The 12,991-nt window shown below is 38.6% G+C and carries 10 protein-coding genes; 2 read left to right on the top strand and 8 right to left on the bottom strand.

Annotation, left to right across the window (positions count from 1 at the left end; genetic code table 11):
- Positions 1 to 22: 22 nt before the first annotated feature.
- Complete coding sequence (locus QCD85_RS11145; protein ID WP_274171482.1) at positions 23 to 1,450, bottom strand: ABC transporter substrate-binding protein; 1,428 nt, start codon at positions 1,448 to 1,450, stop codon at positions 23 to 25.
- A 482-nt stretch (positions 1,451 to 1,932) separates the two neighbouring features.
- Between QCD85_RS11145 and QCD85_RS11140 the strand changes: the two genes are divergently transcribed.
- A complete protein-coding gene (locus QCD85_RS11140) occupies positions 1,933 to 6,714 on the top strand; it encodes an immunoglobulin-like domain-containing protein (protein WP_301262637.1) in 4,782 nt (1,593 codons plus the stop codon).
- Between the two features lie 201 nt (positions 6,715 to 6,915).
- Here the strand turns inward: QCD85_RS11140 and QCD85_RS11135 are convergent, their stop codons facing one another.
- Positions 6,916 to 7,251, bottom strand: coding sequence for a DUF1475 family protein (locus QCD85_RS11135; RefSeq protein ID WP_273614107.1), 336 nt, complete (start codon positions 7,249 to 7,251; stop codon positions 6,916 to 6,918).
- A 522-nt stretch (positions 7,252 to 7,773) separates the two neighbouring features.
- Here QCD85_RS11135 and QCD85_RS11130 point away from each other — a divergent pair.
- Positions 7,774 to 8,709, top strand: coding sequence for an aldo/keto reductase (locus tag QCD85_RS11130; RefSeq protein WP_301262636.1), 936 nt, complete (start codon positions 7,774 to 7,776; stop codon positions 8,707 to 8,709).
- 212 nt (positions 8,710 to 8,921) lie between these two features.
- Here the strand turns inward: QCD85_RS11130 and QCD85_RS11125 are convergent, their stop codons facing one another.
- From QCD85_RS11125 to QCD85_RS11100, 6 genes are all read right to left on the bottom strand, one after another.
- Entirely contained in the window at positions 8,922 to 9,395 is a 474-nt protein-coding gene (locus QCD85_RS11125; RefSeq protein ID WP_301262635.1) for a DUF6526 family protein, read from the bottom strand.
- 137 nt (positions 9,396 to 9,532) lie between these two features.
- Positions 9,533 to 10,033 carry a DinB family protein gene (locus tag QCD85_RS11120; protein ID WP_274171477.1) on the bottom strand — a complete coding sequence of 167 codons (501 nt, stop codon included), beginning with the start codon at positions 10,031 to 10,033 and terminating at the stop codon, positions 9,533 to 9,535.
- Positions 10,034 to 10,063: 30 nt separating this feature from the next.
- Positions 10,064 to 11,431 (bottom strand): sodium-dependent transporter, encoded by a 1,368-nt coding sequence (locus QCD85_RS11115; protein WP_301262634.1) that lies wholly within the window; start codon positions 11,429 to 11,431, stop codon positions 10,064 to 10,066.
- A gap of 98 nt (positions 11,432 to 11,529) precedes the next feature.
- Positions 11,530 to 12,099: a GNAT family N-acetyltransferase gene (locus QCD85_RS11110; RefSeq protein WP_301262633.1), complete on the bottom strand. Its 570-nt coding sequence runs from the start codon at positions 12,097 to 12,099 to the stop codon at positions 11,530 to 11,532.
- Positions 12,096 to 12,638: a hypothetical protein gene (locus tag QCD85_RS11105; RefSeq protein ID WP_301262632.1), complete on the bottom strand. Its 543-nt coding sequence runs from the start codon at positions 12,636 to 12,638 to the stop codon at positions 12,096 to 12,098. Before QCD85_RS11105 ends, QCD85_RS11110 begins: the two co-directional genes overlap by 4 nt.
- A gap of 23 nt (positions 12,639 to 12,661) precedes the next feature.
- A complete protein-coding gene (locus tag QCD85_RS11100; RefSeq protein ID WP_273614114.1) occupies positions 12,662 to 12,982 on the bottom strand; it encodes a hypothetical protein in 321 nt (106 codons plus the stop codon).
- Positions 12,983 to 12,991 lie beyond the last annotated feature (9 nt).

Genomic DNA, 12,991 nt, shown 5'->3' with positions numbered 1-12,991 from the left:
GCATAGTATCTATCGTGCGATACTATTGTTTTTTGAAGCCTGATTGAATCTCAGCCATCGCTTCATCTAGATTAGCTGTACCACTCACATAATCCGTCATACCTTTCCAGAACGTTCCTGCGCCTACAGCACTTGGCATCAAGTCAGAACCGTCAAAGCGGATTGTTTTGGCTTCTTGTACAAACTGAGACATACGACGTTCTTGATCATTAGCGAACCAATCATCAGGAGTACCGTTCATTGGAGGTGTTACACCACCGGATTGAATCCAGCTTTGTAGAGATTCTGCTGTTGTAAAGAATTCCATGACTGCACGTACTTCTGGACGATCATTGAACATCGCATAGATATCACCAGAGATCATCGCAGGTGTACCATATTGCTCATCGATCGATGGGAACGGGAACCAGTCATACTCGTCTGCTGTTACACCTTCAGGAATAAAGGATACGATAAATCCAGCTTGACGGTTTAACCATGCTTTTGGAGGATCTGTAAACAACGGTTGGATGGAATCCCCGAAGTTCGTTGTTACGATTGAACTACGTCCACCGTATACATAATCTTTGTTGAACCAAATATCAGACATTTTTTTAACTGCATTTTTAACAATAGGATCTGTAAATGGCAAGTCGCCTTTTACCCATTTGTCATAGTTTTCAGGAGTAGTTGTACGAAGCATAATATCTTCGATCCAGTCTGTTGCAGGCCAGCCTGTTGCTGTACCACTTTCAATACCGATACTCCAAGCAGGATCGCCATCTTTAGCGATTTGCTCTGTTAATGCCATCATTTCATCCCAAGTCTTAGGTACTTCATAACCAGCATCTGCGAATGCTTTTTTGTTGTACCATACTAAGCTTTTCACACTACTACGTGCCCATACGCCCGCAGTAATTTCTTTGCCGCCTTCACCTTTCATCTTCGCCATATCTAGCCAGCTATCTTTGTATTGCTCTTTCAGATAGTTAGCATCCATAAAGCTAGATACATCAACCACTTTACCAGAGTTAGCGAATCCTTCTAACAATCCTGGTTGTGGGAAGTCAGCGATATCCGGTGCATTACCACCGTTAACACGTACATTGATAGTAGCTTCAAATTCTTTGGAACCTTCATAAGCAATATCAATACCGGTTTGATCTTCGAATGCTTTGATACTTGCATTGAATTTCTGCTCATCCGCGTCTACGAATGGACCGTACATCGTTACTTTGGTTCCTTTATATTCACCTTTTAAGGCTTTTTCTAATTCAGATCCAGCTGGAACTTTCGCTGTCTTGATCATATCTGTACCTGTTGTTGTCGTTGCTGTTGTATCTGTTCCGGTTGCAGCGGGTTCTGTTGATGCTGTATTACTTGTTGTTCCTCCACATGCACTCATGACGACTGAAAATAGCAAAACCATCATCAGTGACATTGTGCTGCTTTTTTTCAACTTACGCTTCATGTACTCAGCCCCTTTTTTTTAATTACACCTTGAATCAAGAACAACAAAAGAACATAAATAACATAATTAGATATTTTTTACTTCTTACCCATTTTCTTATGTAATGAGCAAAAAGTAAATAGGAATTTGATAACGCTATCAAAAAATCTTCAAACTCCTGTTATACAGTAGAAAAATAGCATTTACAAAAGAGAGGGATTACATCTATACATGTACTCACAACACTCTTTGCAAACGCTTGCATTCATCTGCAACCTCATTTTAGGACATGATTGACTCATAAGCAAGAGTTATTTTCATCGATGAAAATAATTTAAATTTACCCTTATCTGTGCTATATATCGCCATTAATCATTAATAGATATGTAATGGATAAAAATGGTAAAATCATGATCTTAATAAATGTTCAGAAATTGTTCAGTCTGATTCGATATAGTAAAACAAGATTCACAGATTTAAAAAGCAAAGGGGATATTTATAGCATGAAAAAATGGATGATTTTATGCTTAGCTGTATTGATTGCATTGCCGGGGACAGCAACGACAAATGTTTTTGCTGAGGACAATACAACCAATACAACAACTAGCAACGAATCAAGCTCGGTTACCAATGACACTTACTCTTCTGGCACTCCTGTCACTCATGTCGAAAGTACAAATACTGGTGTTTCTTCGAATCAAACAAACAGTAAACCTGTGATTACGTTGATTGGAGATGCACAGATTCAAATTAAAGTAGGTAGTACCTTTTCTGATCCAGGTGTAACCGTACAAGACGATGTATACCCTGATCTCAAAACAGCTAATATCACTTACGATTATAATGGTTCTCCTACATCAGGTATTGATACAAATAAAATAGGAGTCTTTACTATCCATTACAATGTAACGAATGGTGATCATGCAGTTGCAGATGAAGTGACACGTTCTGTTGTTGTTACATCTACTCAAAACTATGTTGATCTTTCTAAAATTTCTATACCTAATGCATATGGCATGGCTTACTACGGCGATTATGTATATGTAGCACAAAGGGACACAGGAATTTCTCGTGTTAACCTCTATACAGGTAAAGTAACACCTGTTGTAGAAAGCGATACTTCCTTCATGTCAGTCGCTTTAAATTCAGCTGGCGATTTATTTTATACTATCGATAGCGACAAAAATATTTACAAATTATCGCATACTGAGTTAGACCAACTCCCACTGACAGCGACAGACTTTTCTGATAAAAGTACTGTAATTTTCTCTAATACGTATAAACGTATATATGGATTAGCTTTTGATGCTAATGATAAGCTTTATTTTTTTGATAGAGGTAATAACGCAATACTAAGACTTCAACCCGGTTCAATTACGCCAGAAACGGTAATTAGTGATTTTCAAACTACTTATTTCGTAAGCTTCTCATTTGATTTAGCAGGGAATCTTTATGCAGGTGGAGACAATTCACGTATTTATCGTATTTCTTCACAAGATCTAAAAAGTATTCCAACGGATGAAAGTAGGCTTGTTGATTTAAAAACTGATTCTTTTGATAGTGTTTACGGTATGGTCTTCCTTCCTAATGGCGATTCTTATATTGGAAATAGTGATAATATGCAGAAATCACCTATAGCATCCAGTCGCCCAGTTATTAATCTTATTGGTTCTTCTGAGATCACGTTAAATGAAAAAGATACTTTTACAGATCCTGGTACAACTGTTACAGATAGTAACTATAATAATCTAGTAGCAAAAGTAACTTTTACATTCAATGGACATTCTGTCGCTAACATAGACACTTCTATCGCAGGCACATATATAATCCATTACAATGTGATCAATCCTGCAAATTCGTACGCTGATGAAGTGACTCGTACTGTTATTGTTAAGCCATTTAATGGTTATTTTGATCTTAGTAAAGTAAAGGTTCTAAACCCATTTGATATGGAATATCACAATGGATATGTATATGTAGCCTCCTATGGAAACGGGATTGATCGTATATCTGTAACTACAGGTGAAGTAGAACATGTCGTTAAATCATCAGGTTCTTTTTTAGGCGTTGCTTTAAATAAAGCAGGCGATCTATTTTATACCAAAAACGGAGATAAAAATGTTTACAAATTATCTGCAAGTTATCTACAAGATCTTCCGTTAGATTCAGCAACTCTTAATAACAAATCAAACGTTTTCGATTCATACAATACTAACAGTGATTCTAATACCACTATGTATTCATTGGCTATTGATAACAATGACAATATGTATATCGGAAACTACAATTTCGGTTACGATCTTGACGGTATACTTATCAAAGTAAACCTGACAACGAAAGCAAGACAAAAGGTACTCACAAGTACTACAAGTTCTAATTATAATGGTATTTTGGGACTCACTATAGACACCAAAGGAAATTTATTTTATAGCCCTAACGGAAACATTATGGGACTTAAAAAGATAAGTTATGATCATTTACAAAACTTACCTGTGGATGATTCATTCATTGAGTCTTACCAAAGTGATTTCAATTCTGCTTTTGGACTGGTTATCCTACCGAATGGTAAAGGATATTATAGTAATGGTGCTTCTATTCAACCATTTAAAACAGCCGCTCCTCCTGTTATCAAATTGAATGGTGATTACTCTGTACGACTAACTCAAGGTGATGCTTATGTTGATGCAGGCGTTGCTATTACAGATGCTGTAGATAGCAATCTTCAACCAACGGTAACTTATACGTTGAATGGTGAGCCTGTGAATGCTATTGATACCTCTGTTGTAGGTACCTATATTATTCATTACAATGCAACAAACAGTTCTGGTTTGAGTGCACAAGAAGTGACTCGTTATGTATCTGTCAAAGCTATTCCGACTGACCTTACTAATGTTGAACTGAATTACCCACTTGAATTAGCTTATTTCGATGGTGATGTTTATTATTCTAGCTATAAAGGAATTTACAAAGTATCTGCCACTACTTTAAAAACAACTCAAATCGCTAAAAGCGAAAGTAATATAACTGCTGTGACGGTAAGTAAAGCAGGCGATATCTACTACTCTCAAAGAGGCGATTCTAAAGTATGGGTATTAAAACAAAAGTATCTACAAAACAGTGAATTATTGCCTTATAGCGCATCAGATTTAGAAGATTATAGTACTCTTTATTACAGCGCACCTACTCAAACATTGAACCCTTCAAGTACGTCTAGTAATGAAGTTTCAATCCAAACTCCTGTAAATAGCACTTACATTACTGGATTGGCTATGGATCAACAAAATCGATTGTATGTAGCTACAACTACAAATAATTACTTTGAAGAAATTACGACTTCTACTATTGTTCGTGTATCTGGTGCTGAACTTAATTCTGAATTGGTAGCATCCTATCCAACAAGAATTAGTGGTATTACGATTAGTCAGCTTGGAAATCTGTATGTAAATATTGATTCTGTTGGTTTGTATAAAGCTAAAGCTTCCCTACTTCAAAATCTTCCTGTTGGAGCACAAAATTTTGAAATGATGGGTAGCAAAGAATATGCTTATGGTGTTACATTCTTACCTGATCGTACAGGTTATATAAGTTTTGAAAAATCTAATGTCTTAACTAAACTAGACTTCTTGGATGAAGCAGAAGTGATTCCAGTAACTGGCATTACTTTAGACAAAGCAACATTAGATTTCAAGAAAAAAGGCGCTGCTCAAACATTAAAAGCAACTGTTACTCCTGATAATGCTACAGATTCCACTGTATTATGGATCAGCAGCAACCCAAGTGTAGCTACAGTTACCGATGGAGTAGTTACTCCAATAGGTAAAGGTACAGCAGTTATTAGCGCTTACTCTGTAACTCAAAAAGAAATTTTTGCAAGTGCAACTGTAACAGTCAAAGAATCCGATGATAAAACATCTTCTTCAGGTGGTTCACAAAAGATCACACTTGATGTAGATGATGGTAAAGGCAAAACAACGATTCCTGCTACAGCAGTGGTTAACCGTACGACTCAATCTAATGGTCAAAAACAAGATCAGATCACATTCTCAACTGATAAAGTGATCGAAGCGATTACGAAGCTAAAAGATGCTGCTCAACAAACGGTTCGTCTAGTTGTTCCAGATGCTAGCGATGAAGTATCTCAAACCGATATCACTTTACCGTTAACAGCAGCGAAAGATTTGAAAAATGCAGCAATGAATTTAGAAATTAGCACTAACGATGCGAAATTGTCTGTTGCTTCTACTTCATTGAACAATATTACAAACGATCTTTATTTCCACTTTGTACCACTCAAAACAGTAGCACAACAAAATGCAGTAGCAAATCGTGCAAAACAAGAACAGATCGTAAAACAAGCTCTAGGCAATGGTGATATCTCTGTAGTGGGTCGTCCAATGACGATTGAAACGAATTTGCAAAATCAACCGGTTCAATTGGTAATGCCGATCGACAACAGTTCGATTCCACAAGATGCAACAGCCAAACAACAATGGTTAAATCAATTGCGTATCTTTATCGAGCATAGTGATGGCGATCGTGAATTGGTACAACCAAGCGTAGTGGATTATGGTAATGGTCAGACAGGTCTACAATTTACAGTTAACAAATTCAGTACATTTACGATTGTAGATATGCAGAACCTGGCATCTGCTCCAACGAATAATTCAACAACAGATAATAACAATGTCAATACAGATACAACGGCTGGCGTAGTCAAACCTGCTTATATCCAGGGTTACCCGGATCAAACATTCCGTCCAAACAACAGCATTACTCGTGCGGAAATGGCTTCCCTATTGTATCGTTTACAAGCAACTGCACCAAAAGCATCTGCTAGTGGTAACGGAAGTTATTCTGATGTATCTGCTACGTTCTGGGCACATCAAGCCATTGCTTCTATGCAATCCACTGGGCTGATGAAAGGTCTAACAAACGGTAAGTTCGCTCCAGCTCAACCGATCACTCGTGCAGAGATGGCTGCTATTGTAAGCCGCTGGCAAGGTCTTAGCGGTACAGGAAGCTCCTTTGCGAATGATATCAACGGACACTGGGCAGCAAACGATATCAAGCGTGTAACAACGGCTGGATTGATGCAAGGTGTATCACCTTCTAGCTTCCAACCAGATCAACCGTTAACTCGTGCTCAAGCCGTAACAATTTTGAACAAAATTTTAGAAAAAACAGCTAACTTAACAGCTGGCAACAAAGCATGGAAAGATGTTCCTGCTAGTCACTGGGCTTATGCAGATATCATGGAAGCTTCTAACTCCTACACTTTGAAATAAGTAGCGATTAAGAAGACAAATGAGCATAGTATCATTCAAAGGGCAACCTCCTATTCGTAGGAAGTTGCCCTTTTTGATTTGTCTTACGAATTGTATTGTGAGTCGTCTTGTGAATGATCATTTTAATAGTAGAACATTGTTAATTTTCTAAACTCACATTATAATTTAGCGATTTTTTTCATCTAGTTTTATATTCATTTTCTAGTGCCCTATTACTCGTTTGCCATAAAAGAATTTATTCCAATCTCCATCACTATGACGTAACGCTAGATAAATATACAGCGACGTGGAGAAGTTACCCAGACAGATACATAACAAGATCCACAGAAGCAATTGCCAACCCGATTCTTTGCGAAAAATCATCCAAGAAATAAATAAAATCATCCCCACATAAAAATCGACCAGCACCAACCGACCCCATAACAATGACAACAACATTTGCCCTTCTACCAACACATCCCCAAATACAGCTCCATACACATTGCTACAAATCATCACAATAAATAAAACCAAACTCAACACCTTAGCCGTTTTCATTGATGCTCTTCTCCTACCTTCCCTCACGTACATATTCATTCCCTACACTGACCCAATCCTATAGAACATATCTGATAACTATCTTCTTGCCATCTATTTTCTTGCCATCTATTTTCTTCCAATCTATTCATCCAACTACCCTATACATCCTCTTACTCCACACCATTCATAACTACACTAACTCCTAATTATATACTCTTTCCCTTCCTGCCCCTCCTCTTCAAGGAGAGGAATCATTCACACTTGTTTTAAATTACCCACCCCCATGCCTCCTCGCACAGAGCGGAAGAAAATAATTTATTCTGAAAGTCGCCTTTGAAGTCCAATCCCGACTGCTTGCCAGTCATTCAAGGGATTAGACTTCACCAGCGACGGCAAGAACAAATTATTTTCTGGAGCGTATTCCCACCAAGCATAAAATTCCGAATTCAAAACCCAATTATTCCGATATTTTAACTCCACATGATATTCTGTTAAAATAGAAGAGAATCAAGTAAAGAGATCAAAGGAGCTGAATGAATCATGACTGAAAAACAACAATTAGGTAAAAGCGATCTATGGGTAAATCCAATCGGACTGGGTACGAATGCGGTTGGTGGACATAATATTTATCCTAATTTGGATGAAGAAGTCGGTAAAGAAATGATCCGTACTGCACTAGCAGAAGGAATAGATTTTCTAGATACTGCATTCATTTATGGACCTAAGCGCTCTGAAGAATTGATTGGTGAAGTGCTTCAAGAAACAGGTAAGCGTAAAGACGTTATTATCGCTACCAAAGGTGCTCATAAATTTACAGATAGCGGCGAAGTGGTGATTGATAACTCACCTGCATTTCTACGTGCAAGTGTAGAAGAAAGTCTACAACGCCTACAAACCGATTATATCGATTTATTTTATATTCATTTCCCTGATGAACATACACCAAAAGATCAAGCTGTAGCCGAGCTGAAAAAGTTGAAAGACGAAGGTAAAATTCGGGCGATCGGTGTATCTAACTTCTCGTTGGAACAGTTAAAAGAAGCGAACAAAAACGGCGATGTCGATGTTCTTCAATCTCATTACAATCTGTTCCATCGAGATGCTGAACAAGATCTATTACCGTATACCGCTGAAAATGGAATTACATTTATTCCTTATTTCCCGCTTGCTTCAGGATTACTAGGTGGTAAATATACCAAAGATACCAAGTTCGATGATATTCGTGCAAATAACCCACTCTTTACAGGTGAAGCGTTTATCAATAATTTAGAAAAAGTAGATAAACTTCGCCCGATTGCACAAGCCAAAGGTGTCGATATTGCTCATATTGTATTAGCATGGTATCTTACACGCGATTCGATTGATGCTGTTATTCCAGGTGCGAAGCGTGCTGAGCAAGTGAAAGACAATCTTCAAACGCTACATGTACAATTAACACCACAAGAAATTGCACAGATTGATACCATTTTTAGCTAATTGATTATCTGTATTCTAAATAGCAAAGCCGAGCGTCTACATGATCTGTAGTGCTCGGTTTTTTGGTATGGTTTCAATTTTTATCGTATCTATTTGGAGTGATCGAGGTATGTTGCAACAAAAAAAGCCGCTCTGTAGAGAGCGACTTCAGGCTATATTTTATATCATTTCGATACACATCATAAGTTGATAAGTATCATATTCGCTATCGACTAGATACGCATATGATCGGCGCGCCAGTTCGTAATCGCATTTTCGATATCTGAACTAGATAGATTCTCATTGGCTGCACGTTCGGATAATGCAGGAAATTCTGCATCACTTGCATAACGAAGTGCAATAATTTGAGCTTTGGATAGACGAGGGTCTAATTCTTTACCGGTTAAACGGAAATAACGGAACTGTTCTTCGATACGCACAATACGATCTTGCGTTTTGGTCGCATAGACTCGAATCCGTGGAATCGCAAAAAATAAACAAACCATTAATATTAACAGTAACCATGATAACAATACATGCTCATCATAACGAATCGCTTCGATCCAATAGATCACAGTTAGCACAAACGTTACTAATAAAAGAGGCAAAGCCACAAAATGATACGGCCAATCATAACGAATCGATTTCTTCTTCGGTGGTGTTGCCATGATTACACATCCTTTTTCTACTGTAAATGTAGTTCCCATGTATTATTACACCAATCCCTGGAAATACTACCATGATCACAAAGAAAGAAAAGAGATCGACGGCTCATAGCAGAACACTTTCGCTTATAAAGAAGAAATAATACTCAACTCAATCATACAAAGACCTGATGTATACGTTAAGCAGGATATCCGCCGCCCGGTGGTGGCCATGCGCCAAACAGACGACGTAACAATACGATTTCGCCTAAATGATACGTATTATGCGAAGCGATATTACGCAACAATCCAGCAGCTGTTTCTCCCGGGAAATGCACTAATGGTTGCTCCAGATTCATCGTACGTGCTAACTCACAAGCGTAATCGATCCCTTGCAAAAAGCGATCCAATACATCTTGCCATGTCGCTTCATCGACAGCTTGGACTTCTGTAGGCCAACTTTCGCTAACATTCGCTGGCAATTGAGGCTTTTCACCACGTAAATGAGTCAACATAAAATCTTGCCAGTAACTCATATGACTAATCAGTTGGTAAATTGTATAAGGAGAATGTTCTAGCACACGACCGGACAATTCTAGATCGATATCCGACAACGCGCGCGCGATAGGTAAATGCCCTCTTTCTCCGATCAAAGACTGTACTAATGCTTTGGAAAAAGCTTCTTGAGAAGAAATAGTCATGAGAGTGCTCCTTTGATTGTTGTATTCAGTTTATTCTGGTTGGATAATACCTACCGAATATAAGAAAATCAGAATAATTAAGATTGGTGCCACATAACGTAGAATAAACATCCATGTGTTGTACCAGAAGCCAGATATTCCTGCTTCTTCTCCTGCACGTTTCCATGCATATCCTGTAAAGATCGTGACAATAAATCCGCCCACAGGCATCAAAATATAAGAAGTGACAAAGTCGAATACATCAAAAATACTTTTGCCATCCAATGTGATAAAGCTAAGAACACCCCCGACAGATAACGCGGCAGGAACACCGAGTATGAAAGAGAAAATACAGACAATACTCGCTGCTTTTTTACGAGTCCAATTCCATTGTCCCATCGCATACGCTACAGGTACTTCGAGAATAGAGAAGCATGAAGTAATCGCCGCAATCGCTAGCAATAAGAAGAATAGACCGCCAAAAAAAGCACCTAAAGGCATTTGCGCAAATGCCGCAGGCAACGCCATAAATGCTAGCCCCACCCCTTGATCCGGTTTGAGTCCATAAGAGAATACTGTAGGGAAAATAATCAGTCCTGCTAATAGTGCATAGAACAAGTCTCCTGCTCCAATAGCAAGCGCTGCTTTACCTAGTGATTGCTCTTTACGTACATAAGAACCGTACGTTAACATACAACCCATTCCAAGTGACAGCGAGAAGAACGCATGTCCTAGCGCTGTTAAGATCGAAGCACGACTTAATTTAGAAAAATCAGGTGCTAAGAAAAATTCTACCCCTGCCGCTGCTCCAGGCAACGTCAATGAACGGAACATCAATATTAGCAAAATAACCAAAAATCCTGGAATCAGAATCTTATTGTACTTCTCAATTCCGCCAGATACCCCTTTAGCTATAACGATACCTGTAATTAGCATTACAACCGCTTGCCAAAACAATGGTGCATAACCACCAGCAAAATTCGTAAATGCTGCTGTAAAATCAGTATTAACATCAGACAGACTACCGCTAAAAGACAATACCGTATAATGCAGTGTCCATCCTGCTACCACACCGTAATAACACATAATCAAGAAAGAAGTCACTACTGGAATCGTACCGATCCATTTCCAATGCTTCTTCCCTGTAATGTTGAAAAGCGAAGCCGCAGCATTACCCCGTCCACTTCGACCAATCGCCATTTCTGCCAATAGAATCGGTAGACCTACTACGATCAGACAAATAATAAACATTAAGAAAAAGGCAGCCCCACCGTATTTACCGGTGATATAAGGGAACTTCCACATATTCCCCAGACCTACTGAACTACCAATCGCTGCCAAAATAAACCCGCTTGTTGAAAACCGTTCGATCTTACCACTGCCTGTACTTGCTGAATCTGAACCTTCTTTTTGTGCCATAGGTATACTCCTTATCAATAAAGTGAATTATGCCTATGTTACACAAAACGTTATATATTGTCCATGAAAAGAAAGTAACAAACTGAAAAAAATCATGATTATTCGTTTTTTTGCTGATTATTAAAGCAATACGAGAGCAATTGTTGCTGATCTTCATCTGTTATTTCGCGCTTACTGTACTGATCCTCTGTATATTGTGACAATATATTGTTCCAGAACGATTGAGTATGATGATTTCGTGAGGAAGCATTGGTCTGTAGTTCCCAATCGCCTCGATATTGGTCAAATACGTGAATAGCCGCTTGCTGAGCGACTCCTTGTCCACGAAATGGACGCATAACAAAAAACTCGTTTAAGTAATATTGTGCATGAGAACCATCAGGGATATAAGGAGGAGTCGCTATCAAAGCAAATCCAGCAGGCACGCCGTTCACACGAATAATCCACGGATATAGAACCCCTGGATGTCGCCACCAGATCAGAAACGCATCGCTTTGCTGGTGAAGCGTAGCATATTGTTCTTCATCAAATATGCCTTGTGAATTCGGCTGACGCTCCCATATCTCTGACAGATCGTACAAGTAATATGGATACATATTGCATATGATATGAGCTTCTTCTTCCCGGCACAGAGTTACCTGAATATGGTTGTTCGTATCGTGATTCATCTTATTCTCCTGTCTGCATCATCTGCCGGATTCCATTTCCATTCTATAATGACATAATCGCTATATTCACGCCGTATCGTGGCTCCGCAACGCTCAATATACGTATGATGTAATTTGGCATACGAGCGTTCATTTTTGAAAATATGTGCAGCCAGTAGACGATATCCTTCAGCCGATAATGTATCTCGTAACAGCGTAATTACAGGTACAGCTAATTTGAGATCTTGATAATTGAAATAGATTTGAAAATCACTGATATAGACCGCATCCAGCCCGCACCCTTTTTCAGAAGGATCATCTTCTGACTCGGTAGGCTTAACAGCTTGTGAATATGTGACCTTGAGATACCCGATCAACAACATCGAAGCAGGCGGAATGGTAGATTGATCATCCGATACAATCGTAGAACTATCTGTAGATACTTCGAGCGCTGGTTCTGGTCTGTGCATATAGATATTTAGACTATGGGAGTGCGGTTCAAATGCAATATAAAAATCGCCAATTACACGACTGCACAGTGGAATATACCCGTCTGGCATAGAGCACTCCTGCCTGTCATTCATTATTTTTGTAGAAATTGGATCGTAAATTGAATCGCTTCTAATGCTTCTTGCACAAATGCTTTATTTTCTTTTTCCCATTCATTCGGATCGTCCATAAATGAATCATCTAACCAATCTTCAAGTCCAGCCACGATTTTGCGACGTTCATTAGGTGCAGGTGCTTTTCCACGTAATGCTTGAATAGCACTGCGCATCACTTTGCAAGAAGATTGGATAAAAGGATAATCGTCTTTATCCCATGCTTTGGCATTATCCATATCGTAAAAAGCAATCCATTTTTCGATAATTGAAGCAGCTTGCTTTGGTTCTAACTGAGGCATATTGATATT

Source organism: Paenibacillus sp. PsM32 (assembly GCF_030433815.1).
Lineage (GTDB): Bacteria > Bacillota > Bacilli > Paenibacillales > Paenibacillaceae > Saccharibacillus > Saccharibacillus kyungheensis.
This window is presented reverse-complemented; position numbering and strand designations above follow the sequence as displayed.

Bases quoted from the DNA above. Each gene is read 5' to 3' on its own strand.
- QCD85_RS11115 (WP_301262634.1), bottom strand. From the start codon at position 11,431: ATGGCACAAAAAGAAGGTTCAGATTCAGCAAGTACAGGCAGTGGTAAG.
- QCD85_RS11140 (WP_301262637.1), top strand. From the start codon at position 1,933: ATGAAAAAATGGATGATTTTATGCTTAGCTGTATTGATTGCATTGCCG.
- QCD85_RS11125 (WP_301262635.1), bottom strand. From the start codon at position 9,395: ATGGGAACTACATTTACAGTAGAAAAAGGATGTGTAATCATGGCAACA.
- QCD85_RS11105 (WP_301262632.1), bottom strand. From the start codon at position 12,638: ATGCCAGACGGGTATATTCCACTGTGCAGTCGTGTAATTGGCGATTTT.
- QCD85_RS11100 (WP_273614114.1), bottom strand. From the start codon at position 12,982: ATGCCTCAGTTAGAACCAAAGCAAGCTGCTTCAATTATCGAAAAATGG.
- QCD85_RS11145 (WP_274171482.1), bottom strand. From the start codon at position 1,450: ATGAAGCGTAAGTTGAAAAAAAGCAGCACAATGTCACTGATGATGGTT.
- QCD85_RS11130 (WP_301262636.1), top strand. From the start codon at position 7,774: ATGACTGAAAAACAACAATTAGGTAAAAGCGATCTATGGGTAAATCCA.
- QCD85_RS11110 (WP_301262633.1), bottom strand. From the start codon at position 12,099: ATGAATCACGATACGAACAACCATATTCAGGTAACTCTGTGCCGGGAA.
- QCD85_RS11120 (WP_274171477.1), bottom strand. From the start codon at position 10,033: ATGACTATTTCTTCTCAAGAAGCTTTTTCCAAAGCATTAGTACAGTCT.
- QCD85_RS11135 (WP_273614107.1), bottom strand. From the start codon at position 7,251: ATGAAAACGGCTAAGGTGTTGAGTTTGGTTTTATTTATTGTGATGATT.